Annotated in this window: 24 protein-coding genes and 1 tRNA gene; 21 read left to right on the top strand and 4 right to left on the bottom strand. The window is 72.6% G+C overall.

Annotation, left to right across the window (positions count from 1 at the left end):
- The first annotated feature begins 57 nt into the window (after positions 1 to 57).
- The 8 genes from HUT06_RS08420 to HUT06_RS08455 all read left to right on the top strand — a co-directional run bounded on the left by HUT06_RS08420 (position 58) and on the right by HUT06_RS08455 (position 7,547).
- A complete protein-coding gene (locus tag HUT06_RS08420) occupies positions 58 to 858 on the top strand; it encodes a resuscitation-promoting factor (protein ID WP_176195198.1) in 801 nt (266 codons plus the stop codon).
- Positions 859 to 875: 17 nt separating this feature from the next.
- A complete protein-coding gene (gene rsmA / locus HUT06_RS08425; protein WP_176195199.1) occupies positions 876 to 1,757 on the top strand; it encodes a 16S rRNA (adenine(1518)-N(6)/adenine(1519)-N(6))-dimethyltransferase RsmA in 882 nt (293 codons plus the stop codon).
- Between the two features lie 133 nt (positions 1,758 to 1,890).
- Positions 1,891 to 2,958 carry a glycoside hydrolase family 26 protein gene (locus tag HUT06_RS08430; RefSeq protein ID WP_254715047.1) on the top strand — a complete coding sequence of 356 codons (1,068 nt, stop codon included), beginning with the start codon at positions 1,891 to 1,893 and terminating at the stop codon, positions 2,956 to 2,958.
- 30 nt (positions 2,959 to 2,988) lie between these two features.
- Positions 2,989 to 3,909: a 4-(cytidine 5'-diphospho)-2-C-methyl-D-erythritol kinase gene (locus HUT06_RS08435; RefSeq protein WP_217711717.1), complete on the top strand. Its 921-nt coding sequence runs from the start codon at positions 2,989 to 2,991 to the stop codon at positions 3,907 to 3,909.
- Positions 3,910 to 4,072: 163 nt separating this feature from the next.
- Positions 4,073 to 4,249, top strand: coding sequence for a hypothetical protein (locus tag HUT06_RS08440; RefSeq protein ID WP_176195201.1), 177 nt, complete (start codon positions 4,073 to 4,075; stop codon positions 4,247 to 4,249).
- Between the two features lie 60 nt (positions 4,250 to 4,309).
- Positions 4,310 to 4,561: a hypothetical protein gene (locus HUT06_RS43770; RefSeq protein ID WP_217711905.1), complete on the top strand. Its 252-nt coding sequence runs from the start codon at positions 4,310 to 4,312 to the stop codon at positions 4,559 to 4,561.
- A 42-nt stretch (positions 4,562 to 4,603) separates the two neighbouring features.
- Positions 4,604 to 6,382, top strand: coding sequence for an ABC-F family ATP-binding cassette domain-containing protein (locus HUT06_RS08450; protein ID WP_176195202.1), 1,779 nt, complete (start codon positions 4,604 to 4,606; stop codon positions 6,380 to 6,382).
- A gap of 49 nt (positions 6,383 to 6,431) precedes the next feature.
- Entirely contained in the window at positions 6,432 to 7,547 is a 1,116-nt protein-coding gene (locus HUT06_RS08455; protein ID WP_176195203.1) for an amidase, read from the top strand.
- A 10-nt stretch (positions 7,548 to 7,557) separates the two neighbouring features.
- On the opposite strand, the gene HUT06_RS08460 is transcribed toward HUT06_RS08455, so the two are convergent.
- Positions 7,558 to 8,049, bottom strand: coding sequence for a MarR family winged helix-turn-helix transcriptional regulator (locus tag HUT06_RS08460; protein ID WP_176195204.1), 492 nt, complete (start codon positions 8,047 to 8,049; stop codon positions 7,558 to 7,560).
- Positions 8,050 to 8,231: 182 nt separating this feature from the next.
- Between HUT06_RS08460 and HUT06_RS08465 the strand changes: the two genes are divergently transcribed.
- Complete coding sequence (locus HUT06_RS08465) at positions 8,232 to 9,026, top strand: trans-aconitate 2-methyltransferase (RefSeq protein ID WP_176195205.1); 795 nt, start codon at positions 8,232 to 8,234, stop codon at positions 9,024 to 9,026.
- 157 nt (positions 9,027 to 9,183) lie between these two features.
- Here HUT06_RS08465 and HUT06_RS08470 read toward each other — a convergent pair whose 3' ends face one another.
- Together HUT06_RS08470 and HUT06_RS08475 are read right to left on the bottom strand one after the other, a co-directional pair.
- A complete protein-coding gene (locus HUT06_RS08470) occupies positions 9,184 to 9,930 on the bottom strand; it encodes a TetR/AcrR family transcriptional regulator (RefSeq protein WP_176201228.1) in 747 nt (248 codons plus the stop codon).
- 53 nt (positions 9,931 to 9,983) lie between these two features.
- A complete protein-coding gene (locus HUT06_RS08475) occupies positions 9,984 to 10,937 on the bottom strand; it encodes a fatty acid desaturase (RefSeq protein WP_176195206.1) in 954 nt (317 codons plus the stop codon).
- A 409-nt stretch (positions 10,938 to 11,346) separates the two neighbouring features.
- Between HUT06_RS08475 and HUT06_RS08480 the strand changes: the two genes are divergently transcribed.
- From HUT06_RS08480 to rfbD, 12 genes are all read left to right on the top strand, one after another.
- Positions 11,347 to 11,418, top strand: a tRNA-Gln gene (locus HUT06_RS08480).
- Between the two features lie 167 nt (positions 11,419 to 11,585).
- Entirely contained in the window at positions 11,586 to 13,025 is a 1,440-nt protein-coding gene (gene glmU / locus HUT06_RS08485; protein WP_302931794.1) for a bifunctional UDP-N-acetylglucosamine diphosphorylase/glucosamine-1-phosphate N-acetyltransferase GlmU, read from the top strand.
- 170 nt (positions 13,026 to 13,195) lie between these two features.
- Positions 13,196 to 14,176, top strand: a complete 981-nt coding sequence (locus tag HUT06_RS08490; protein WP_176195208.1) for a ribose-phosphate diphosphokinase — start codon at positions 13,196 to 13,198, stop codon at positions 14,174 to 14,176.
- A 649-nt stretch (positions 14,177 to 14,825) separates the two neighbouring features.
- The gene (locus HUT06_RS08495; RefSeq protein WP_176195209.1) at positions 14,826 to 15,455 is read left to right on the top strand and encodes a 50S ribosomal protein L25/general stress protein Ctc; all 630 of its coding nucleotides are present in this window, start codon (positions 14,826 to 14,828) and stop codon (positions 15,453 to 15,455) included.
- A 91-nt stretch (positions 15,456 to 15,546) separates the two neighbouring features.
- A complete protein-coding gene (gene pth / locus HUT06_RS08500; RefSeq protein ID WP_254715048.1) occupies positions 15,547 to 16,116 on the top strand; it encodes an aminoacyl-tRNA hydrolase in 570 nt (189 codons plus the stop codon).
- 231 nt (positions 16,117 to 16,347) lie between these two features.
- Positions 16,348 to 17,826, top strand: a complete 1,479-nt coding sequence (locus HUT06_RS08505) for a sugar transferase (RefSeq protein ID WP_176195210.1) — start codon at positions 16,348 to 16,350, stop codon at positions 17,824 to 17,826.
- 92 nt (positions 17,827 to 17,918) lie between these two features.
- Positions 17,919 to 18,848, top strand: a complete 930-nt coding sequence (locus HUT06_RS08510) for an inositol monophosphatase family protein (protein ID WP_176195211.1) — start codon at positions 17,919 to 17,921, stop codon at positions 18,846 to 18,848.
- Between the two features lie 126 nt (positions 18,849 to 18,974).
- Positions 18,975 to 19,892: a sulfate adenylyltransferase subunit CysD gene (gene cysD / locus HUT06_RS08515; RefSeq protein WP_176195212.1), complete on the top strand. Its 918-nt coding sequence runs from the start codon at positions 18,975 to 18,977 to the stop codon at positions 19,890 to 19,892.
- 32 nt (positions 19,893 to 19,924) lie between these two features.
- Positions 19,925 to 21,187, top strand: a complete 1,263-nt coding sequence (locus HUT06_RS08520; protein WP_176201230.1) for a sulfate adenylyltransferase subunit 1 — start codon at positions 19,925 to 19,927, stop codon at positions 21,185 to 21,187.
- Positions 21,188 to 21,191: 4 nt separating this feature from the next.
- Positions 21,192 to 22,259, top strand: coding sequence for a glucose-1-phosphate thymidylyltransferase (locus HUT06_RS08525; RefSeq protein WP_176195213.1), 1,068 nt, complete (start codon positions 21,192 to 21,194; stop codon positions 22,257 to 22,259).
- Complete coding sequence (gene rfbB, locus HUT06_RS08530) at positions 22,256 to 23,275, top strand: dTDP-glucose 4,6-dehydratase (RefSeq protein ID WP_176195214.1); 1,020 nt, start codon at positions 22,256 to 22,258, stop codon at positions 23,273 to 23,275. Before HUT06_RS08525 ends, rfbB begins: the two co-directional genes overlap by 4 nt.
- Positions 23,272 to 24,144, top strand: coding sequence for a dTDP-4-dehydrorhamnose reductase (gene rfbD / locus HUT06_RS08535; protein WP_176195215.1), 873 nt, complete (start codon positions 23,272 to 23,274; stop codon positions 24,142 to 24,144). Before rfbB ends, rfbD begins: the two co-directional genes overlap by 4 nt.
- Positions 24,145 to 24,235: 91 nt before the next feature.
- On the opposite strand, the gene rfbC is transcribed toward rfbD, so the two are convergent.
- Positions 24,236 to 24,892: a dTDP-4-dehydrorhamnose 3,5-epimerase gene (rfbC, locus tag HUT06_RS08540; RefSeq protein ID WP_368406959.1), complete on the bottom strand. Its 657-nt coding sequence runs from the start codon at positions 24,890 to 24,892 to the stop codon at positions 24,236 to 24,238.
- Position 24,893: the final 1 nt, after the last annotated feature.

The following is a 24,893-nucleotide window of genomic DNA, read 5'->3' on the forward strand; positions in this document are numbered from 1 at the left end:
GCCCGGCCCCCCTGGAGGAAACCCCCCTTGCTTCGGAATAGAGCGCCGCGCGTTCCCATGCGCCGTACGCCCCTGCTCCCGGCCGTCTCCGTCGTCGTGGCGACGGCGCTGCTGGCCTCGGCGTGCGGCGGCGGCGAGACGGCCGCGCCGAAGAGCACCGCGCCGGTCGCGGACGCGCCGAAGGCCGACACGCCCACGCCGCGCAAGGTCGTCGTGCTGGTCGACGGCAAGCCGACCGAGACGATGACGACCGGCACCACCGTCCAGCAGGTGCTGGCGCAGGCGAAGATCGCGCTCGGCCCGCACGACCTGGTCAAGCCCGCCGCCGATGAGCCGCCGGGCGAGAAGATCTCGATCACCCGGCTGCTGTCGGAGCCGAAGCTCAAGGTCGTCCGGACGCCGGCCAAGACGGTCCGCAAGAACAGCTCGTCGGTGCCGCCGTGGAGCGAGAAGGTGCTGCGCGAGGGCAAGGACGGCATCAAGATCGTGAAGTGGGCGTACGTCCGGCGCAAGGGCAAGAAGGTCCCGAAGGTCCTCGCGCAGAAGGTGAAGCGCAAGCCGGTCACCCGGATCCTCGCGGTCGGCCCGAAGTCGGCCGGCACCGGCTCGGCGGCACGGCTGAACTGGGCGGGGCTCGCCAAGTGCGAGTCGGGCGGCAACCCCAAGGCGGTGAACCCGGCCGGGTACTACGGCCTCTACCAGTTCTCCATGCAGACCTGGACGTCCGTCGGCGGCTCGGGCAAGCCGTCGGACGCCAGCGCGGGCGAGCAGACCTACCGCGCGCAGAAGCTCTACAACAAGGTGAACGGCCGCTGGCAGGGCCAGTGGCCCAACTGCGGCAAGTTCCTGTTCTCCTGAGCTGAAACAATCGGCGGATGGGGGAGACACGGGGGCTGCTCGGGCCGGCGGACGTGCGGGAGCTGGCGGCGCGGCTCGGCATCAGGCCGACGAAGACGCTCGGGCAGAACTTCGTCATCGACGCCAACACGGTCCGGCGCATCGTCCGGGCCGCCGGGCTGTCCGCCGGCGACGTCGTCGTCGAGGTCGGGCCGGGCCTGGGGTCGCTCACGCTCGCGCTGCTGCCGGCGGCGCGGCGCGTGGTCGCGGTGGAGATCGACCCGGTGCTCGCCGCGGAGCTGCCCGCCACGGTCGCGGCGCGCGAGCCCGATCTCGCGGAGCGGCTGGAGGTCGTGCGGGCCGACGCGATGAAGATCACACAGGTGCCGGGGCCGGCGCCGACGGCGCTCGTCGCGAACCTGCCCTACAACGTCGCCGTCCCGGTCGTCCTGAACCTGCTGGCGGCGCTGCCGTCGCTGCGGTCCGCGCTGGTCATGGTGCAGGCCGAGGTCGCCGACCGGATGGTCGCGGCGCCCGGCGGGAAGATCTACGGCGTCCCGTCGGTGAAGCTCGCCTGGTACGGGGAGGCGCGGCGCGCCGGGGCGGTGGGGCGCGCGGTGTTCTGGCCCGCGCCGAACGTCGACTCCGGGCTCGTGGCGTTCACCCGCCGCGACCCGCCGCCGACCGCGGCGTCCCGCGAGGCGGTGTTCGCCGTGGTCGACGCGGCGTTCGCGCAGCGCCGCAAGACGCTGCGCGCGGCCCTCGCCGGATGGGCGGGCTCGGCCGCCGCCGCGGAGGAGGCGCTGCGCGCCGCGGGCGTCGACCCCAGGTCGCGGGGCGAAGCGCTGGACGTGGCCGCCTTCGCCCGGATTGCCGAGTATGGTCCTTTCCGCCGGGGAGATCGGTCCCCAGCCCCCTAGCGGCGGGCATCTCCCCCGGGGGCGGTCCCCGCGCGGGGCGGCACAACACCAGCACGAGCCGGAGGTCGATGTGAAGGCGCGTTCGCGTACGGCGCGGACCAGGGTGCCCTTCGGGGGGTCGAGGCTGCCCCTCGTGGGGACGGCGCTGCTCGCGACCGCGGTCGTGGTCGCGACGGTGGCGGCCGGCTGCGGGGACGGCGCGGACGCGGTGCCCAAGATCACGACGACGGCGCGGGCCGGCGTCGCGCCCGTCCCGCCGCAGCAGGGCGCCTACTTCGGCGCGTGGGTGCCGCCGGAGGGCACCGGCCTCGCGTCGTCGAAGCCGAAGCCGTCCGGCTCCGAGACGCCCACCGGGACGCCGTCGGGCGCCCCGTCGGCCAAGGACGCCGGGAAGCCGGGCATGGCGCCCGTCGCGGGCTTCGAGCAGCGGCTCGGCCGGCAGCTCGACATCGTGCAGAGCTACCGGGGCTGGAAGAGCGACTTCCCCCGCGACCTGGAGAAGTCCGTCGCGGACGGCAACCGCTACCTCCTGCTGACCTGGGGCGGCGCCGACACCCAGGAGATCGTCAAGGGCGACCACGACGAGCTCATCGCGCGCCGCGCCCGCGCCATCAAGGCCCTCGGCAAGCCGGTGTTCCTGCGCTGGTCCCGCGACATGGACAAGGCGTCGCTGAACGACCGCGTCCACTCCCCGGCGGACTTCGTCGCCGCCTGGAAGCACCTGCGGGCGGTCTTCAAGCGGGAGAAGGTCGACAACGTCGCCTGGGTCTGGTGCCCCACCGCCCGCGGGTTCGGCGGCCGCGCCGGCGACTACTACCCGGGCGACGACCAGGTCGACTGGATCTGCGCCGACGCCGACGCGGGCGGCGGCTACGACTACCGCGACCTGTCGGAGGTCATGAAGACGTTCCTGGAATGGGCCCGCAAGCGGCAGAAGCCCATCATGGTCGCCGAGTTCGGGGTGCCGAAGTCCTACGGCACGCGCCGCGCCGAATGGCTCCGGGAGGCCGCCAAGACCTTGCAGGACCCGCAGGTCAAGGCCGTCGTGTACTTCAACTCCAACGAGGAGGCGCAGGGCGCCCGCGACACCCGCCGCGCCTACTCGGTCACCGCGGACAAGCACGCGATGTCCGCGCTCCGGGAGCTGGCGACGGCGCCTTACTTCAATCCCCGCAACCTCCCCGTCATCAGCGGCGGGTAGCGGTCCCGTAGGGTTTCGGACGTGAGCGCAGTGACGGTACGCGTCCCCGCCAAGGTCAACCTCCAGCTCGGCGTGGGGCCCCTCCGCGACGACGGGTACCACGACCTCGTCAACGTGTTCCACGCCGTGTCCCTGTTCGACGAGGTGACGGCGCGGCCCGCGGAGCGGCTGGAGATCCGCGTCGAGGCCGCGCCCTACTCGCGGGTGGAGATCGGCGGCGTCCCGACCGACGACGACAACCTCGCCGCGCGGGCCGCCCGCGCCGTCGCGGCCCGGCTCGGCACCGAGCCCCGGGTCGCGCTGCGGATCCGCAAGGCGATCCCCGTCGCGGGCGGGATGGCGGGCGGCAGCGCCGACGCCGCCGCCGCGCTGGTCGCCTGCGCCCGGCTGTGGGACGACCGGGAGCGGCCCGCGCTGTCGCGCGACGACCTGATGGAGATCGGCGCCGGTCTCGGCAGCGACGTGCCGTTCGCCGTCCTCGGCGGCACCGCCGTCGGCACCGGGCGCGGCGAGCGGCTCACCCCCGCCCTCACCCGGGGCGTGTTCCACTGGGTGTTCGCCACCGCCGACGGCGGCCTGTCGACGCCCGCCGTCTACGGCGAGTGCGACCGGCTCCGCCTGGAGGAGGGGCTGCCGCCGGCGCGGCCGGAGGTGTCGGAGCCGCTGATGACCGCGCTCGCCACCGGCGACGCCAAGGCCCTCGGCGCCGCGCTGACCAACGACCTGCAACCCGCCGCGCTGTCGCTGCGCCCGTCGCTGCGCCGCACCGTCGACGCCGGCCGCGACCTCGGCGCGATCGGCGCGCTGGTCTCCGGTTCCGGCCCGACCTGCGCGTTCCTCGCCGAGACCGACGAGGACGCCGCCGACCTCGCGGACGCGCTGGCCGGCGCGGGCGTCGCCGCGCAGGTCGTCCGGGCGTCCGGCCCGGTACCCGGCGCGACCCTGATCTGACGCGGCCGGATCCGGGCGCTTCCGCGCTCTGGCGTGCCGCCGCGTTGTCAGGGCGCCAACTAGGTGCGCTCGGCACACAAGCGAACCACCCGCCCGCGACGGACGTCCTACTCTCCGTGACAGCGAATCACTGCCGCACCGATCCCTCCGGCGAGGTGGAGCGATGACGATTCTGTCCGGGCTGCTCGGTCTGGTCGCGCTCGCCATGATGGTGGCGCTCGTCGTGCTGGCCGTGCGCCGCGACCGTGACATACGCCACAACGCCCCAGGCGCCGTCATGCGGAACGCTACTGTGCAGGGGCACGCCGGGGAGCGGTCCGCACCCCCGGCCGTCCGCTGAGAGACGCCGCACCCCTGGAAGGCGACGACGGTGACGACTGCCGGAGGAGGCCTCGGCATCTTGACCCTCATCGTGCTGCTGCTCGTCCCCATCGTGCTGATCGCCGGGGTCGTGATCGTGATCGTGGCGGTGAGCCGCAGGTCCCGCGGCGCCGGCGCCCCGCCGGGATACGCCCCGCCCGGATACGGGCAGCAGGGATATGGCCAGCCATATGGCCGACAGGGATACGCGCAGCCGGGGTACGGGCAGCAGCCGGGATACCCGCCGCCGCCGTCCGAACCGCAGGGGCAGCAGCCGCCGCCCGGCGCCTGACCGCGCGAGCGGTGCGGCGGGGGCAATAGGGTTGACGGTGCCGTGAATCTGATCAACCTTGAGAACGTCGCCAAGGCCTACGGGCCCCAGCCGCTGCTCGACGCCGTGTCCCTCGGCCTGGACGAGGGCGACCGCGTCGGCGTCGTCGGCCGCAACGGCGGTGGCAAGAGCACCCTCGTGGCCGTCCTCGCCCGCGAGACCGACCCCGACGCCGGGCGCGTCACCCACGCGCGCGGCCTGCGGCTCGGCTACCTCACCCAGCGGGACGCGTTCCCGGCGGGCGCCACCGTCCGGTCCGTCGTGCTGGGCGACCGCGCCGAGCACGAGTGGGCGGGCGACGTCCGCGCCCGCGACGTCCTCGCCGGGCTGCTCGCCGACCTCGACCTGGACGCCCCGCTCGACGGCATGTCCGGCGGGGAGCGCCGCCGCGTCGCGCTGGCCCGGCTGCTCGTCCCCGAGTCCGACCTGCTGATGCTCGACGAGCCCACCAACCACCTCGACATCGAGGCGATCGACTGGCTCGCCCGGCACCTCAGGGCGCGCAAGGTCGCGCTGCTCATCGTCACCCACGACCGCTGGTTCCTCGACGAGGTCACCGACCGGACGTGGGAGGTCGTCGACGGCCGCGTCGAACGCTACGAGGGCGGCTACTCCGCCTACGTCCTCGCCAAGGCCGAGCGCTCCCGGATCGCCGCCGCCACCGAGGCCAAGCGGCAGAACCTGCTCCGCAAGGAGCTGGCGTGGCTGCGCCGCGGCCCGCAGGCCCGGACGTCCAAGCCCAAGTTCCGGGTCGACGCCGCGCAGGCCCTCATCGCCGACGAGCCGCCGCTGCGCGACTCCGTCGAGCTGACCCGGTTCGCGACCGCGCGGCTCGGCAAGACCGTCTACGACATCGAGGACGCCACCGTCGAGGTCGGCGGCCGGGAGCTGTTCTCCCGGATGACGTGGCGGCTCGGGCCCGGTGACCGGGTCGGGCTCGTCGGCGTCAACGGCAGCGGCAAGAGCACCCTGCTGCGCCTCCTCGACGGCGCCGTCCGGCCGGTGTCGGGGCAGGTGGTGCAGGGCAAGACCGTCCAGCTCGCGCACCTGTCGCAGAACCTGGAGGAGCTCGACCCGTCCCGGCGCGTCCTGGAGTCGGTCGAGGAGATCCAGCGCCGCATCACCGTCGGCAAGCGCGACTGGACCGCCAGCCAGCTCCTGGAGCGGCTCGGCTTCCCCGGCGACCGGCAGTGGACGCCCGTCGGCGACCTGTCCGGCGGCGAGCGCCGCCGCCTCCAGCTGCTCCGGCTGCTGATGGGCGAGCCCAACGTCCTGCTGCTGGACGAGCCCACCAACGACCTCGACATCGAGACCCTCACCGAGGTCGAGGACCTCCTCGACGGCTGGCCGGGCACCCTCGTCGTCGTCAGCCACGACCGGTACTTCCTGGAGCGCATCACCGACCACGTCGTCGCGCTGCTCGGCGACGGCCGCGTGTCGATGCTGCCCGGCGGCGTCGACGAGTACCTCGAACGCCGCGCCGCCGGGACCGCCCCCAAGCCGGGCGCCGCCCCGAAGACGGGCGCCGCCCCGGCCGCCGACGGGCCGGCGCCGCCCAAGCCCAAGGGCGGGCAGGACTGGAAGGCCCGCAAGGAGCTCGACCGGCTCGAACGCCGCCTGGAGAAGCTCGCCGCGCAGGAGGGCGAGCTCCACGAGCAGCTCGCCGCCCACGCCACCGACTACGCCAAGCTCCAGGAGCTGGACGGCCGGCTCCGCGAGATCCAGGCCGAGGCCGCCCGGGTCGAGGAGGAGTGGCTCATGCTCGCCGAGGATCTCGGCTAGCAGGACGGCCGCGGTGCGCGTACCGCCCCGGACCGGGCATCATCCCCCAATGACGACTTGGATCATCAAGACGGACGCGCCGGGCGACGGCCCCCGGCTCGCCGTCAAGGACGCCATCGACGTGGCCGGCCTGCCCACCACGGCGGGCTGCCAGGCCATCGCCGAGCGCGCCGAGCCCGCCGCCGCGGACGCGCCCGTCATCGCCTCCGCCCGCGCCCAGGGCGCCCGCATCGCCGGCAAGGCCAACCTGAACGAGCTGTGCATGGCCGCCGACGGCGTCAACCCGTGGTCCGGGATGCCGGTGAACCCGCTCGACCCGTCCCGGGTGCCGGGCGGCTCGTCCAGCGGCTCCGCCGTCGCCGTCGCCACCGGCGAGGCCGACGTCGCGTTCGGCACCGACACGTCCGGGTCGATCCGCATCCCCGCCGCCTGCTGCGGCATCGCCGGGCTGAAGACCACGCACGGGCGGGTGTCCCTCGAAGGGGTCCACCCGCTGTCGGAGACCCTCGACGTCGTCGGGCCCATGGGACGCGACGTCGCCGCCGTCGTCCTCGGCATGGGCCTCATCGAGCCCGGGTTCACGCCCGTCCCGTACGACGCGTCCCTGCCGGTCGCGCGGCTGCGCGTCCCCGGCGTGGACCCCGCGATCGACGCCGCCGTGGACGACGCGCTCCGCCGCCTCGGCCCCGTCACCGACGTCACGTCCGCGCACTACGAGCAGGGCGCCACCGTCAACGGCGTGATCGTCAGCGCGGAGGGCTGGCGGCACAACGGCCGCCTGCTCGACGACCCGTCCAAGCTGAGCGGCCGCATCTACCGCCGCATCCAGCAGATGCGGGACGTCTCGGAGGCCGGGCTGCTCGACTGGGCCCTCCGCGCCCGCGAGGAGCTGCGGGCCGAGCTGGACGCGATCCTCGCCCGGCACGCCGCGATCGCGCTGCCCGTGCTGACCTGCGTCGCCCCCGAACCCGGCGAGGCCGACGAATCCGACCTGGAGCTGACCACGCTGACCGGCCAGGTCAACGCCGCCGGGCTGCCCGCGTTCGCGCTGCCCGTCCCGCTGCCGGGCTCGCACCTGCCCGCGTCCGTCCAGCTCATCGGGCCCGCCGGCGGCGAGGAGCGGCTCTGCGGCCTGGCCGCCGCGCTGGAGGCCGCGCTGTCGTGACCCGGGGGGCCTAGTCCCGGTCGAAGGGGACCAGCAGGGTGCGGAGCAGGCCCGCCAGCACGTCCCGCTGCTCGGGGCTGAGGCCCTCCAGGATCGTCTGCTCCCGGCCGAGCAGATCGGCGAACGCCGCGTCGACGCGCGTCAGGCCCGCCTCGGTGAGGCGGACCTGCACGCCGCGCTTGTCCTGCGGGTCGGGATGCCGCTCGACCAGCCCCGCCGCCGCCAGCCGGTCGATGCGGTTCGTCATCGTGCCGGACGTCACCAGCGTCGCGCGCAGCAGCCGCCCCGGGCTCAGCTGGTACGGCGCGCCCGCCCGGCGCAGCGCGGTGAGGACGTCGAACTCCCACGACTCCAGATCGTGCGCGACGAACACCGCCCGCCGGGCCCGGTCGAGGTGCCGGGCCAGCCGGGACACCCGGCTGAGGACCTGCAGCGGCCGCACGTCCAGGTCCGGACGCTCCGCCCGCCACGCCTCGACCAGCTCGTCGACCTCATCGCGCATCCCGCCACACTACCTGTCTCGATATCGAGACACACTCCGCGATTCCCCGGATGACGATCCCTCCGGCAGCGGGACAGCGGCCGCGGCCCGCCGTCGACCGCTCGGACCAGGTCCGGCGGGTGTTCGCGACACGCCGGAAGGACTCTTGACATCAAGATATGGGCCGGGCATGCTCTGTCTTGATGTCGAGAGAAACCGCTGCCGTGTGGGATCCCGTCCAGTACGGGATCTTCGGCGACGAGCGCGCCCGGCCGTTCGCCGAGCTCGTCGCCCGCCTCGGCGGCGCCGCGCCCGCCCGCGTCACCGACCTCGGCTGCGGCAGCGGCGAACTCACCGCCACCCTCGCCGCCCGCTGGCCCGGCGCGACCGTCGACGCCCTCGACAGCTCACCCGACATGATCGCCGCCGCCCGCGCGCACGAGATCCCCGGCAGGCTCGCCTTCCGCGTCGCCGACCTCGCCGCCTGGCGCCCCGAGCGGTCCGTCGACCTGATCGTCTCCAACGCCGCCCTGCACTGGGTCCCCGAACACCCCGACCTGCTGCCCCGGTGGGTCGACGCACTCACCCCCGGCGGGCGCCTCGCCTTCCAGGTCCCCGGCAACTTCGACGCGCCCAGCCACGTGCTGCTCCGCGAACTCGGCCGCTCCGACCGCTGGCGCGCCAAACTCGGGCACCTCCAGCACGACGCGCCCGTCCTCGACCCCGCCGGGTACCTCGACCTCCTCGCCCGCCACGGCTGCGCCGTCGACGCCTGGGAGACCACCTACGCGCAGGTCCTGCACGGCGACGACCCCGTCCTCGCATGGGTCAAGGGCACCGCGCTGCGGCCCGTCCTCGCCGCGCTCGACAACGCCGAGGCCGCCGAATTCCTCGCCGACTACGCCGCCCGGCTCCGCCGCGCCTACCCCGCGGCCCCCTACGGCACCGTGTTCCCGTTCCGGAGGATCTTCGTGATCGCCACCCGGAACACCACCTAGACGGGATGCCGCCCCGCCGCCGAGGGAAGCGACTCGTTCCCCTGCGGTGCTCGACTCGGACGGAAGGGCGGCGTCCGTAGCTCCCGGACTCGTGACCCGAGCCCGGCGACCCCTGGCCGGTGGCCGCCCGGACGAACTCCGGCGGCCACCGGCCGTCTCACGTCGAGGGGTCGGCGATCCCGTCCAGCTCCCGGCGCGCCCGGCGCCGCTCCCGCTCGGCCTTCGCCGCCGCCTTCTCCTCGGCCTTCTCGGCCTTCGCCGCGGCCTTCTCGGCGGCCCGCTCCCGGCGCTCCTGCTCCTTGCGCCGCCGGCGCGGATCCAGCGACGGCTTCGGCTCCAGCGCCGCCAGGCCGTTCCACGCGAGGTTCACCACGTGCGCGGCGACCTCCTCCCGACGCGGCTTGCGGACGTCCAGCCACCACTGGCCCGTCATCGCGACCATGCCGACCAGCATCTGCGCGTACATGGGCGCGAACTTGTCGTCGTAGTCGTGCCGGTCGAACTCCTGCGCGAGGACGTACTCCACCTCGCCCGCTATCTCGCTCAGCAGGCTGGCGTAGCTGCCGGTGCCCGTGCCGCCGTGCGAGTCGCGGACCAGGATCCGGAACCCGTCCGGATGGCCCTCGATGTACTCCAGCAGCGCCAGCGCCGCCTTCTCCAGCTTCCCCCGGTAGTGGATGGCCGAGTTCAGCGCGTCCGTGACCAGCCGCAGGAGGCGCTCGAACTCGCGGTCGACGACGACCGCGTACAGCCCCTCCTTACCGCCGAAGTGCTCGTAGACCACGGGCTTCGACACGCCGGCCGCGGAGGCGATCTCCTCCACCGAGGTGCCGTCCAGGCCGCGGTCGGCGAACAGCGACCGGCCGATGTCGAGCAGCTGCTCGCGGCGTTCCTTGCCCGTCATCCGCTTTCTGCGGGACCTGGGAGCGGGATCTGTCACGGGACCAATTGTGGCGGTCAAACCGCCTGCTTCGTGCGTTTCGCGGCGAGCCTGTCGCTGTTCGGCCACCGGACGTCGTGCGCCCAGCCCGCCTTCTCGAACGCCTGGATGATCCGCGCGCTGATGTCGACCTGCCCCTTCAGCACCCCGTGCCGCGCGCAGGTCGGGTCTGAATGGTGCAGGTTGTGCCACGACTCGCCCAGCGACGGGATCGCCAGCCACCACACGTTGCGGGACTTGTCGCGGACCTCGAAGTCCTCGGTGCCGAACGTGTGGCAGATCGAGTTGATCGACCACGTCACATGGTGCACCAGCGTGATCCGGACCAGCCCGGCCCAGAACAGCGCGGTGAAGAAGCCCATCCAGGACATCGTGATCAGCCCGCCGAGCACAGCCGGCAGCAGGAACGACACCGCGACCAGCCCCGGGAACGCCAGGTGGATGCGCCGGATGTCCCTGTCGTTCAGCAGGTCCTTGGCGAACCGCTTCTTGGACGTCCGGTTGGCGTCGAACAGCCAGCCGTAGTGGGCCCACGCCAGCCCCTTCGCCAGCGCCTTCCAGTCGTCCCCGAACCGCCACGGCGAGTGCGGGTCGAACTCCTTGTCCGAGTGCTTGTGGTGCCGCCGGTGGTCGGCGACCCACGTGATGACCGGCCCCTCGACCGCGAGGCTCCCGGCGAGCGCCATGAAGATCTTCAGGCCGCGCCTGGCCTTGAACGACCCGTGCGTGAAGTACCGGTGGTACCCGACCGTGATGCCCCCCGCCGACAGCACGTAGAACACGGCGGTGAGCGCGACGTCCGTCCAGCCGAGGAACCGGCCCCACGCCAGCGGGACCGCCGCGAACAGCGCCAGGAACGGCACGCCCGTGAACGCGGCGATGAGCACCCGTTCCGCGTTGCCGCGCGCCTCCGGCGCGAACTCCGGCCGCGGTTGCGGTCGAGGGGGGTCCATGGTCGGAACGGTTGTCATGCGTCACCACTTCCTGCGACTAGGTGAGCCTTACCTACGCCAACGTAACCTACGCAAGCGTAGGTTGCCCAGAGCCCGAACAGTAAATTGAGCAAGAAACTGCCCCTCAAGCCACAAACCCCTCACACCTCCACCCCTCAGGGGGAGTGTCCGCGCGGCGGCCGGCCGCGCCGAGGTTCTGGTCGGGCGACATGGGAGTTTCATGCTCCATGGTGGACGTTCTACACAGATCAGGACGAATCGATCAGGATGACCTTCACCGCGACGATCCCCACCCCCGCCGCGGGTCCGCGAACGACTCTCGACGGGCGCGGCCCCGCCGCCGGGGAATGAGGTGGGTTTCGCTGGGCGGGTGTCGGTATCGTTGGGCCCGGTCGGTTCGAGACCCTGTCCGGGCCGTCCGCTTTATTCCGGCGTGGTGTAATCGGCAGCACAAGGGTTTTTGGTGCCCTTAGACAAGGTTCGAGTCCTTGCGCCGGAGCTGTCTGAGACGGCCCAGGTAGCCGGCCCCGGGGTGGGCGGCGGGGTGACAGGTCGCGGGTGGGCGGTATCCTGCCCGTGTCGGGTGTGTTCCGGCCTGCGGTGTTGTGAACTCGCAGGTGGGCGCGTCCGAGACCGATCCCGTCCGCGATGCCGAGGAGCCTCCTTGTGAGCGCTGCGAGCCGACCGGCCGCCGTCATCGTTCTCGCCGCGGGCGAGGGCACCCGCATGAAGTCCCGTCAGTCGAAGGTCCTGCACGAGCTGTGCGGGCGCAGCATGCTCGGGCATGTGCTGGCCGCCGCGCGGCAGCTGGAGCCCGAGCGGCTCGTCGTGGTCGTCGGGCACCGGCGCGAGCAGGTCGTCGAGCACCTCGCCGCGCACGCGCCGGACGCCGAGGCCGTCGTCCAGGACCACCAGGGCGGGACGGGGCACGCGGTGCGCATGGCGCTGGAGCAGACCGGCGCGCTGGACGGCACCGTCGTCGTCACCAACGGCGACCACCCGCTGCTGCGGGGCGAGACGCTGCAGGCGCTCGTCCGGACGCACGAGAGCGAGGGCAACGCCGCCACCGTGCTGACGACCGAGATGCCGGACGCCACCGGGTACGGGCGCATGGTCCGGGCCGCGGACGGCGGCGTCGAGGCGATCGTCGAGCACAAGGACGCCACCGAGGCGCAGCGGGCCATCAACGAGATCAACGTCGGCATGTACGCCTTCGACGGCGCCCTGCTGGCGGACGCGCTGAAGCGGGTCACCACCGACAACGCGGGCGGCGAGGAGTACCTCACCGACGTGGTGGCGATCGTGCGCGGGGACGGCCACCGGGCCGGCGCGCACCTGGCCGCCGACTGGGTGGAGACCCAGGGCGTGAACGACAAGGTCCAGCTCGCGCAGGCGCGCAGGCAGCTGAACGACCGCATCCTCGAAGCGCACATGCGGGCCGGGGTCACGATCATCGACCCGGCGTCCACCTGGATCGACGTGGGCGTGACCGCCGAGCCGGACGCCGAGATCCACCCCGGCACGCAGCTGCACGGCACGACGCACGTGGGCGAGGGCGCCCGGGTCGGCCCGGGCTGCACCCTGACCGACACGGCGGTCGGCGAGGGCGCCTCGGTCGTCAACGCCGTGTGCGTGGAGGCCGAGATCGGGCCGGAGGCGTCCGTCGGCCCCTACGCCTACCTGCGACCCGGGACGAAGCTGGCCCGCAAGGCCAAGATCGGCACCTACGTCGAGACCAAGAACGCCGACATCGGCGAGGGCACGAAGGTGCCGCACCTGACCTATGTGGGCGACGCCGAGATCGGCGAGGGCTCCAACATCGGCGCGAGCTCGGTGTTCGTGAACTACGACGGCGTCGAGAAGCACCGCAGCGTCATCGGCTCCCATGTGAAGGTCGGCAGCGACAACATGATCGTCGCCCCGGTGGTGGTGGGCGACGGCGCCTACACCGCGGCCGGGTCCGTGATCGTCCAGGACGTCCCGCCGGGGGCGATGGCGGTCGCGCGGGCGCGGCAGCGCAACGTCGAGGGCTGGGTCGAGCGCCGCAGGCCGGGCACGCCGGCGGCGGACGCGGCCCGGCGCGCCAAGGGCGAGGACGCGCCGTAGCGCCGCGCCCCGTGCGCGAGGTACTTCCCGCCGCCCGGTGGGGATGTGGAGGACACCGATGTCCTCCGTGACAACAGAGCAACCCGTGAGCCGGAGTCTTGTGGTGCGCGGGGAGTGGGGACAACAACCCACATGTAAGGCACAGTTCCATTGAGGGGGAGTTGTCAGAGGTGAGTGGGATCAAAGCGAGCGGTCAGAAGAAGCTGATGCTCTTCACCGGCCGAGCCCACCCGGACCTGGCCAGGGAAGTCGCCGACAACCTCCACATCGAGCTCACACCGACGTCCGCGTATGACTTCGCCAACGGTGAGACGTTCGTGCGGTTCCTGGAGTCGGTCCGCGGGTCGGACGCCTTCGTGATCCAGAGCCACACGGCTCCCATCAATCAGTGGATCATGGAGCAGCTGATCATGGTGGACGCGCTCAAGCGCGCGTCCGCCAAACGGATCACCGTGGTGGCGCCGTTCTTCGGTTACGCGCGGCAGGACAAGAAGCACCGGGGCCGGGAGCCGATCTCGGCGCGGCTGATGGCGGACCTGTTCAAGACCGCGGGCGCCGACCGGCTGATCACCGTGGACCTGCACACCGCGCAGATCCAGGGCTTCTTCGACGGCCCCGTGGACCACCTGTTCGCGCTGGACCTGCTGGCCCGCCACTTCGAGAGCCGCTTGGACACCTCCCAGGTGACCGTGGTGGCGCCGGACGCGGGCCGGGTGCGGGTGACCGAGCGCTGGTCGGACCGGCTCGGCGGCGTGCCGATGGCGATCATCCACAAGAAGCGCGACCCGGACGTGGCCAACGAGGTGAAGGTCTTCGACGTCGTCGGCGAGGTCAAGGGCCGCACCTGCGTCGTGGTCGACGACATGATCGACACCGGCGGCACGATCGTGAAGGCGGCCGACGCCCTCTTCGAGCAGGGCGCCGCGAAGGTCGTGGTCGCAGCGACCCACGGCGTCCTCTCCGGCCCGGCCGTGGACCGCTTGAAGAACTCCCGCATCTCCGAGGTCGTCCTGACGAACACCCTGCCGATCCCGGAAGAGAAGCAGTTCGACAAGCTCACGGTCCTCCCGATCGCCCCCCTGGTGGCCCGAGCCATCAACGAGGTCTTCAGCGACGGCTCAGTAACAAGCTTGTTCGGCGGGCATAGCTAACTCCCTAGGGGGCGACCCCCTGGAACCCCCGCCCGGTCGGCGGGCCGTTTCCCCGATCCGCTGGCGCGTCTCGGTGAAACAGCCCGCCGACCGTCGGGTCGGGCGACCTCCGGGCGCTAGGGCGCCCTCCGGCCGCCCGACCCGTGACCGGTGGCTGAGCTTCAAACACAGGCGTGGTTGGGGTTCGAACCGAGTGGTGGTTGGGGTTCGGGCTGAGCGGGGGTTGGGCTTGGGGTGAGGGGTGGATGTTGGAGGAGTCGTTTCTCTTCTATGCCTGAACCGCGACCGGGGCACGGGCAGGCACGCGGAGCGAGCGCTAGCGAGTGGAGCGGGCATGCCCGTCGAGCCGGGCGACCGCAGCGACACGACGCAAAGCCGCACGGTCACAACCCACCCGCACCGTGGCGTGAGGATCGACCGGCTCGTGACGGGGGTTCCAGGGGGTCGCCCCCCTGGGAAATACAGTAGACTCCTTGAATCGCGCATGCCTCGGGTCGTTCAGTGCGGTGCCGGTACAGGAGCCGCACTCCCCGGGAACGCAAAGAATCTTCGAGGCGCCTGACGCGTCGAGCATCGCCTGATTCGCTCTGTCCGTAGCGGACGTCCAGTGCCGGACGGCCGTGGATCGCAACAACGAGGAGTTTTCGCCGTGTCCGAGGTACGCATTGCCGCCGAGCCGCGCACCGAGTTCGGTAAGGGTGCCGCGCGGCGCACCCGCCGGGCCGGCAAGGTGCCCGCCGTCCTCTATGGTCACGGCACCGACCCGCAGCACATCTCGCTGCCGGGTCACGACCTGATGCTGGCGCTCAAGACGCCGAACGTGCTGCTGACCATCGAGGGGCTCGGCAACGGCTCGGAGCTGGCGCTGCCGAAGGACGTGCAGCGCGACCCGGTCAAGGGGTTCCTGGAGCACGTCGACCTGCTGCTGGTGAAGCGCGGCGAGAAGGTCGTCGTCGACCTGCCGGTGAACATCGTCGGCGACGTGGTCGCGGGCGGCCAGGTGGCGCAGACGGTCGTGGAGATCTCCGTGGAGACGGAGGCGACCCACATTCCGGAGTCGGTCGACCTGGACATCTCCGGCCTCGGGGTCGACTCGCAGGTGCTGGCGAAGGACCTGAAGCTGCCGTCGGGGACGACGCTGGCGGCGGACGAGGAGACGCTGGTCCTGCAGATCGTCGACGCGACGGCGGCGACGGAGCCGGAGCCGGAGGCGGGCGCCGAGGCGGGCGCGGCCGAGGGTGCGGGCGCCGAGGGCGAGGGCGAGTCCGCCGGCGAGTAGCGCAGGCGCGGCCGTGCGGCCGCATGGTTCTTCCACGGCCCCCGCGGGTGCGCGCACCCGCGGGGGCCGTGCTCGTCGGTGAGGAGTTCGGGTGGATCTCTGGCTGGTCGTGGGGCTGGGCAATCCGGGGCCGTCGTATGCGGGGAACCGGCACAACGCGGGGTTCATGGTGCTGGACGTGCTGGCGGCGCGGGCCGGCGGCCGGTTCAAGTCGCACCGGTCGCGGGCGGACGTGCTGGAGGGCCGGCTCGCGGGGAGCCGCGTGGTGCTGGCGAAGCCGCGGTCGTTCATGAACGAGTCGGGCGGGCCGGTGAAGGGGCTGCGGGACTTCTTCAAGGTGCCGGAGGAGCGGGTGGTCGTCGTCCATGACGAGCTGGACATCCCGTTCGGGGCGGTGCGGTTGAAGCGCGGCGGCGGTGACAATGGTCACAACGGGCTGCGGTCGGTGACGCGGTCGCTCGGGACCAAGGAGTACCTGCGGGTGCGGTTCGGGGTGGGGCGGCCGCCGGGGCGGATGGACGCGGCGGCGTTCGTGCTGAAGGACTTCTCCGCGGCGGAGCGCAAGAGCCTCGACCTGGAGGTGGACCGGGCGGCGGACGCGGTGGAGGCGCTGCTGTCGGACGGGCTGGAGGCGGCGCAGAACGTGTTCCACGCGGGGTGACCGGTTCCGGCCACGAGCGGTCGATGATCATGCCCCGACCATGTTCGTTCTGTCGGCCTGTGCCCGGCTTTGTCGGCGCCGCCGGCGTTCCGCCGCTGACCATGGCAAAGCATCCGTAGGATGGCGCCCGGATGAGGTTCGAGATGCATGTGAACCTAGAGCGACGTTCAACCGTCTTCGGTGTGAATCGCGCTGTCGTGGCGCGCGTTACAGGGGATTGGTGAGTGGTTTATGGCCGTCGTTGACAAGGTCCAGGCCGAGTCATCGACCCGCCATGAGCAGAAGCGCGCGCAGTCGCAGAACTGGAGCGGCGCGTATCGGCGGGTCGCGACGTGGCTGGACTTCCTCAGCATGCTGATGGCCGGCGTCATCGCGTTCGTGCTCCGGTTCCCGGGGGTGCCGACGGAGCTGAACGCGCCGTACGTGGCGCTGACCGTCGCGCTGCCGCTGCTGTGGGTGCCGACGCTGATGATGTGCCGGGCCTACCAGCCGCGGTACGTCGGGGTCGGCTACGAGGAGTTCCACCGGGTGATCCGCGCCGGGTTCATCCTGACGGCGGCGGTCGCGATCGTGGCGTACGCGACGAAGACCGAGGTGGCGCGCGGCTATGTGGTGATGGCGCTGCCGCTCGGCACCTTCCTCGCGCTGGTCGCGCGGTACCGGCTGCGCAAGTGGCTGCACAAGCGGCGCTGGAACGGCGAGTGCATGCGCCGCGTGGTCGCGGTGGGGCACCGCACGTCGGTGGCCGACCTGATCCGGCTGCTGCGCACGAAGCGCTACCACGGCATGGACATCGTGGCGGTGTGCCTGCCGCCGGCGCTGGCGTCCGGTGAGGACGCGGTCGCCGAGGTCGAGGGAGTCCCGGTGCTGGGCGACTTCGCGCAGGCGGCGGCGGTCGCCGAGCGCGCCGGCGCGGACTCGGTGGCGGTGCTGGCCTGCCCGGAGATGGACGGGGTGGCGCTGCGCCGGCTGGCGTGGCAGATCGAGCGCGAGGACATCGAGCTGGTGGTCGCGCCCGCGCTGATGGACGTGACCGGCCCGCGGATCTCGATCCGCCCGGTGTCGGGGCTGCCGCTGCTGCATGTGGAGCATCCGGAGCTGGACGGCGGCCGCAAGCTGTTCAAGGGCCTGTTCGACCGGGTCGCGGCGCTGACCGGGATCGTGGTGCTGAGCCCGCTGCTGGCGCTGGTCGCGGTGCTGATCAAGTTCGACGGGGACCACGGCCCGGTGCTGTTCCGGCAGACCCGCGTCGGGCGCGGCGGCCGGGAGTTCACCGTGCTGAAGTTCCGCACGATGGTGCAGGACGCGGAGGCGCGGCGGACGGAGCTGCTGGCGTCCAACGACAACGACGGGGTGCTGTTCAAGATCCGGGAGGATCCGCGGATCACCCGGGTGGGGCGGTGGCTGCGCCGGTACTCGCTGGACGAGCTGCCGCAGCTGTTCAACGTGGCGCGCGGCGAGATGTCGCTGGTGGGGCCGCGGCCGCCGCTGCCGGAGGAGGTCGCCCAGTACGGCGGCGACGTGTACCGGCGGCTGGTGGTGAAGCCGGGGCTGACGGGCCTGTGGCAGGTGAGCGGCCGCTCCGACCTGACATGGGAGGAGTCGGTCCGGCTCGACCTGCGCTACGTCGACAACTGGACCCTCGCCCTCGACCTGCAGATCATGTGGAAGACGTGGAGCGCGGTCTTCCGGGGTTCCGGGGCCTACTGACCTCACTGACCGGGACCGGGCATCGGGCCGGCTCGGGTAGGCATGAGAAAGTAGACCCAACAGACCGTGCGAGTCGGGAATGTGATCAGCGGATGACGGATGTGGACGACCACGCGCTGGCCGCGGAGCTCGCCGGCGCGGCGGGGCGGCTGCTGCTGGGCGTGCGGGACGAGGTCGGGTTCGCGGACGCGCGGGTCCTGAAGGACACCGGCGACCTGCGGGCGCACGAGCACCTCATGGCCGCGCTGGCGGAGCGCTGTCCCGGCGACGCCGTCCTGTCCGAGGAGGGGCGCTCCTCCGTCGCGGGGAAGCGGTCGAAGGGCGATGACCGCGCCCCGACCCGCAACACCGCGGCCGCCGAGCGGCGCACGGCCGGGCGGGTGTGGATCGTCGACCCGCTGGACGGCACGCGGGAGTTCGCCGAGGAGGGCCGCCGCGACTGGGCGGTCCATGTGGCGCTGTGGGAGCGGGACGCCGCCGGGCGCGGCCGGCTGGCCGCCGGGGCGGTGGCGCTGCCGGCACAGGGCCTGACGCTCCGCACGGACGCGACGGGCGGCGCCGCGCTCGTCCGGACGGACGCGGGCGCCCCCGACCCGGTGACGGCCGGTCCGGTGCGGGCGCAGCCGCGCGAGGTGCCGCTGCACGTCCCGGCGCCGGACGCGGGCAAGCTGCGCGTCGCGGTGAGCCGGACGCGCCCGCCGGAGTTCGTGCGGCAGCTGGCCGAGCGGCTCGACGTGGACGTGGAGCTGGTGCCGATCGGGTCGGCGGGGGCGAAGATCTCCGCGGTGCTGCTCGGCGAGGTCGACGCGTACGTGCACGCGGGCGGCCAGTACGAGTGGGATTCGGCGGCGCCGGCGGCGGTGGCGCTCGGCGCGGGCGCGCACGCGTCGCGGGTCGACGGGTCGCCGCTGGAGTACAACCGGGAGGACCCCCGGCTGCCGGATATCCTGGTGTGCCATCCCGCGTCGGCATCGATGCTGCTGACCGGCATCGCGGGAGCCGCCGGTGCCGTGCCGGGCTGAGGCCCGCCGAGCTTGTCCGGCCGGGCGGGACTGATCCGCCGCGGGCCGGCGTTCGACCCGGTGGGACGTCCCGTCCCGTGGCCACCGGTTGCATCTGCCAGAACAGCGTGGAGAGAGCCCCAGACCATGCAGCGTTCCGATTACCTGCTGTCGCAGTTGGACGTCCTTGAAGCCGAGTCGATCCACATCTTCCGGGAGGTGGCGGCCGAGTTCGAACGGCCGGTGCTGCTGTTCTCGGGCGGCAAGGACAGCCTGGTGATGCTGCGCCTGGCCGAGAAGGCGTTCTGGCCGGCGCCGATCCCGTTCCCGGTGATGCACGTCGACACCGGGCACAACTTCCCCGAGGTGATCGAGTTCCGCGACCGGCGGGTCGCCGAGCTCGGCGTGCGGCTGGTGGTGGCGTCGGTGCAGGACGCGATCGACAGCGGCCGGGTGGCCGAGCAGAAGGGGCGCCGCGCGTCCCGGAACCGGCTGCAGATCGTGCCGCTGCTGGAGGCGATCGAGGAGCACCGGTTCGACGCGGCGTTCGGCGGGGCGCGGCGCGACGAGGAGAAGGCCCGCGCCAAGGAGCGGGTGGTGTCGTTCCGCGACGAGTTCGGCCAGTGGGACCCGAAGAACCAGCGCCCCGAGCTGTGGAACCTGTTCAACACCAGGATCGAGCAGGGCGAGCACGTCCGGGTGTTCCCGCTGTCGAACTGGACGGAGCTCGACATCTGGGACTACGTCCGGCGGGAGGAGATCGCGCTCCCCTCGATCTACTTCGCGCACTCCCGGCGGGTGTTCGAGCGCGACGGGCTGCTGCTGGACGCCGAGACGGGCTTTGCGAACCGCGGCGACGACGAGCCGGAGTTCGAGGCGACGGTCCGGTACCGGACGGTCGGCGACGCGTCCTGCACGGGCGCGGTGAAGTCGGCGGCGGCGACGCTGGACGAGGTGATCGAGGAGATCGCGGCGACCCGGATCACCGAGCGCGGCCAGACCCGCGCCGACGACCGGACGAGCGAGGCCGCGATGGAGGACCGCAAGAAGGAGGGCTACTTCTGATGGCCGGCAACGAGGAGCCCGCGGGCAAGCCGATGGACCTGCTGCGGTTCGCCACCGCCGGCAGCGTGGACGACGGCAAGTCGACGCTGATCGGCCGGCTGCTGTTCGACTCCAAGTCGATCTTCGAGGACCAGCTGGAGTCGGTGGAGCGCACGAGCACCGAGCGGGGCGAGGAGTACACCAACCTCGCGCTGCTGACCGACGGGCTGCGCGCCGAGCGGGAGCAGGGCATCACGATCGACGTGGCGTACCGCTACTTCGCGACGCCGCGCCGCAAGTTCATCATCGCGGACACGCCGGGGCACATCCAGTACACCCGGAACATGGTGACCGGCGCCTCCACCGCCGACCTCGCGATCATCCTGGTGGACGCCCGCAAGGGCATCCTGGAGCAGTCGCGCCGGCACGCGTTCCTGACGACGCTGCTGCAGGTCCCGCACCTGGTCGTGGCGGTCAACAAGATGGACCTCGTCGACTACGACCGCGGCGTGTACGAGCGCATCGTGGACGAGTTCACCGCGTTCGCGTCCAAGCTGGACGTGACCGACCTGACGTTCGTGCCGATCTCGGCGCTGCACGGCGACAACGTCGTCGAGCGCAGCGGGAACATGCCCTGGTACGAGGGCTCGTCGCTGCTGCACCACCTGGAGCACGTGCACATCGCCTCCGACCGGAACCTGATCGACGTGCGGTTCCCGGTGCAGTACGTGGTCCGGCCGCACGCCTCGACCGACCCGGACCTGCACGACTACCGCGGCTACGCGGGCCAGGTCGCGGGCGGTGTGCTGAAGCCGGGCGACGAGGTCGTGCACCTGCCGTCCGGGCTGACCACGACGATCACCCGCATCGACGGGCCGCGCGGCCCGGTGGAGCAGGCGTTCGCGCCGATGTCGGTGACGCTGCGCCTCGCCGACGACATCGACATCTCCCGCGGCGACATGATCGCGCGGCCGAACAACCGGCCCGAGGTCGCGCAGGACATCGACGCGATGGTCTGCTGGATGACCCCGGACCGCACCCTCACGCCGCGCTCGAAGCTGGTCATCAAGCACACGACCCGCACCGCGAAGACGATGGTGAAGAACCTGCACTACCGGCTGGACGTCAACACCCTGCACCGCGACGAGCAGGCGGCGGAGCTCGGCCTGAACGAGATCGGCCGGGTGTCGCTGCGCGTCACGCAGCCGCTGTTCGTGGACGACTACAGCCGCAACCGGCTCACCGGCGGCTTCATCCTGATCGACGAGGCCACCAACAACACCGTCGCGGCGGGCATGATCATCGGGGCGCGGTAGCGGCGTGAAGGCGCTGGTGCTGGCGGGCGGGTCGGGGTCCCGGCTGCGTCCGATCACTCACTCGTTCGCGAAGCAGCTCGTGCCGGTGGCGAACAAGCCGGTGCTGTTCTACGGCCTGGAGGCGATCCGGGACGCGGGGATCCGCGAGGTCGGCATCGTCGTCGGCGACACCGCGGCGGAGATCCGCGCGGCGGTCGGCGACGGGTCGCGGTTCGGCCTGGAGGTCACCTACCTGCCGCAGGACGCGCCGCGCGGGCTGGCGCACGCGGTCCTCATCGCCCGGGAGTACCTGGGCGACGACGACTTCGTGATGTACCTGGGCGACAACTTCATCGTCGGTGGCATCGCCGACCTGGTGGAGCGGTTCCGCGAGGAGCGGCCCGAGGCGCAGATCATGCTGACCCGCGTGTCGGACCCGCGGGCGTTCGGCGTCGCGGAGCTGGACGACGCGGGCCGGGTCGTGGCGCTGGAGGAGAAGCCGGAGCGGCCGAAGAGCGAGATGGCCCTGGTCGGGGTGTACCTGTTCAGCCCAGCGGTGCACGCGGCGGTCGCGGAGCTGCGACCGTCCCGGCGCGGCGAGCTGGAGATCACCGACGCGATCCAGTGGCTGATCGAGCGCGGCCGCCGCGTGGAGTCCACGGCCATCACCGGCTACTGGAAGGACACCGGCAACGTCACCGACATGCTGGAGGTCAACCGGCTGGTGCTGGAGGGCGTCGAACCCTGTGTGGAGGGTGACGTGGACGCGGCCAGCGAGCTGATCGGCCGGGTCGTGGTCGAGAAGGGCGCGCGCGTCGCGGGGTCCCGCATCGTGGGCCCGGCGGTCGTCGGCGCGGGCTCCGACATCCGCGACTCCTATGTCGGCCCCTTCACCTCGATCGACCGTGACTGCGCGGTCCTCGACAGCGAGATCGAGTACTCCATCGTGCTGCGCGGCGCGTCCATCGACGGCGTCGGCCGCATCGAGTGCTCGCTGATCGGACGCGAGGCGCAGGTCACGCCCGCCCCCCGGGTGCCGAAGGCGCACCGGCTCGTACTGGGAGACCACAGCAAAGTGCAGATCAGCAAATGAGCGTGCCCCAGGCCCGCGCCCCCCGGGACGGCGCCCCGCGCGTGCTCGTCACCGGCGGCGCCGGGTTCATCGGCTCGCACTACGTCCGCGAACTGGTCGGCGGCGCCTACCCGGCGTGGGCGGGCGCCGAGGTCACGGTGCTGGACAAGCTCACCTACGCGGGCAACCTGCGCAACCTGGAGCCCGTCGAGGGCGGGTACACGTTCGTGCACGGCGACGTCTGCGACGGCGAGCTGCTCGCCGGGCTGGTGCCCGGCCACGACGTGGTGATCAACTTCGCGGCCGAGTCGCACGTGGACCGGTCGATCGCCAGCGGCGCCGAGTTCGCCCGCACGAACGTGCTGGGCGTCCAGGCGCTGATGCAGGCGTGCCTGGACGCGGGGACGCCGCGGGTGGTGCAGGTGTCCACCGACGAGGTGTACGGCAGCGTCGACGAGGGCTGCTGGGACGAGGACGCGCCGCTCGCGCCGAACTCGCCGTACTCGGCGGCGAAGGCGGGCGGGGACATGATGGCCCGCGCCTACGCGCGCACGCACGGGCTGCCGGTGTCCATCACCCGCTGCGGCAACAACTACGGGCCGTACCAGTACCCGGAGAAGGTCATCCCGCTGTTCGCGACGAACCTGCTGGACGGGCGCACCGTCCCGCTGTACGGCGACGGCGGCAACGTCCGCGACTGGATCCACGTGGCCGACCACTGCCGCGGCATCCAGGTGGTGGCCGAGCGGGGCGCCGCCGGCGAGGTGTACCACATCGCCGGGACGGCGGAGCTGACGAACCTGGAGCTGACCGACCGGCTGCTGGCGGCGCTCGGCGCCGGCTGGGACCGGGTCGAGCGCGTCGCGGACCGCAAGGGCCACGACCGCCGCTACTCGCTGTCGGACGCCCGGCTGCGCGCGCTCGGGTACGCGCCGGAGGTCGGCTTCGAGGAGGGCCTGGCCGCGACCGTCCGCTGGTACGCGGAGAACCGCGACTGGTGGGAGCCGCTGAAGAAGCGGTCGGAGGACGCGAGGTGACCTGGCTCGTCACCGGTGCCGGCGGGATGCTCGGCACCGACCTCGTCGCGCGGCTGCGCGCGGACGGCGCCGAGTGCGTCGCGGCGGGGCGGGACGTCCTGGACGTCACCGACCCGGCGGCCGTGCGCGCGGCGCTGCGGCGCCACCGGCCGGCGACGGTGGTGAACTGTGCCGCGTGGACCGCCGTGGACGACGCGGAGGCGCGGGAGGACGACGCGCTCGCGGTGAACGGCGCCGCCGCCGCGGCGCTGGCCGAAGGGTGCGCGGGCACCGGCGCCGCGCTGATCCAGATCTCCACCGACTACGTGCTCGACGGCGCGGGCAGCGAGCCGTACCCGGAGGACGCCGTCCCGGCGCCGGTCAACGCCTACGGCCGCACGAAGCTCGCGGGGGAGCGGGCGGTGCTCGGCTACGAGCGCGGCTACGTGGTGCGGACGGCGTGGCTGTACGGGGCGCACGGGCCCAACTTCGTCCGCACGATGATGCGGCTGGCGGCCGAGCGCGACGGCGTCGAGGTGGTGGACGACCAGGTCGGCCAGCCGACGTGGACGGGCGACCTCGCGGCCCGCGTCGTGGCGCTGGCCGGGTCCGGGGCGCCGCCCGGGGTGTACCACGGCACGAACGCGGGTCGGACGACCTGGTACGGGCTGGCGCGCGAGGTGTTCACGCTGCTCGGGCTCGATCCCGGGCGGGTGCGGCCGACGACGAGCGACCGGTTCCCCCGGCCCGCGGCGCGTCCGGCGTTCAGCGTCCTCGGGCACGACCGCTGGGCGGCGGCGGGGCTGCCGCCCATGCGGGACTGGCGCGCCGCGCTGCACGCGGCCTGGCCGGCGCTCACGCAGGCGCGGCGCCCGGCGGCGCGGGCCTGATGGCGTGGGCCTGATGGCGTGGGCCTGATGGCACGGGCCTGATCGCGTGGGCCTGACGGCGCCCGCCTGACGGCGCCCGCCTGACGGGGCGTCAGCTGGGCAGGCCGAGCTTGGTGTAGTGGTCGAGGCAGGCCTGGTAGTCGGGCAGGAGGCCGCGCTCGCGCGCCTCCATCAGGCTGGGGGCCTGCGCGTCCTTGTCGGACAGGACCGGCTCGACGTCCGCCGGCCACTGGATGGCGAGGTCGGGGTCGAGCGGGTGCACGCCGTGCTCGCGGCCGGGCGCGTACGGCTCCGAGCACAGGTAGACGACGGTGGCGTCGTCGGTGAGCGCCATGAAGGCGTGGCCGATGCCCTCGGCGACGTACAGGCAGGAGCGGTTCTCCTCGTCCAGCCGCACCGGTTCCCACTGGGCGAAGGTGGGGGACCCGACGCGCAGGTCGACGACCACGTCCAGGATCGCGCCGCGGACGCAGGTGATGTACTTCGCCTGGCCCGGCGGGACGTCGGCGAAGTGCACGCCGCGCAGCACTCCGCGTGACGACACCGAGCAGTTCGCCTGGGCGAGGTTCAGCCCGTGCCCGAGCCGGGAGTGGAGGTCCTCGGCGCGGAACCACTCGTGGAACGACCCCCGATCGTCGCCGTGTACGCGAGGGTTGAACAAGTACGTACCTTTAATGCCGAGTGGATCCACATACGCAAGAATGCCACACGGTTCCCCGTAGATTTGGACGTCACTGTGAGAGCACACC

This window comes from Actinomadura sp. NAK00032 (assembly GCF_013364275.1).
Classification (GTDB): Bacteria; Actinomycetota; Actinomycetes; order Streptosporangiales; family Streptosporangiaceae; genus Spirillospora.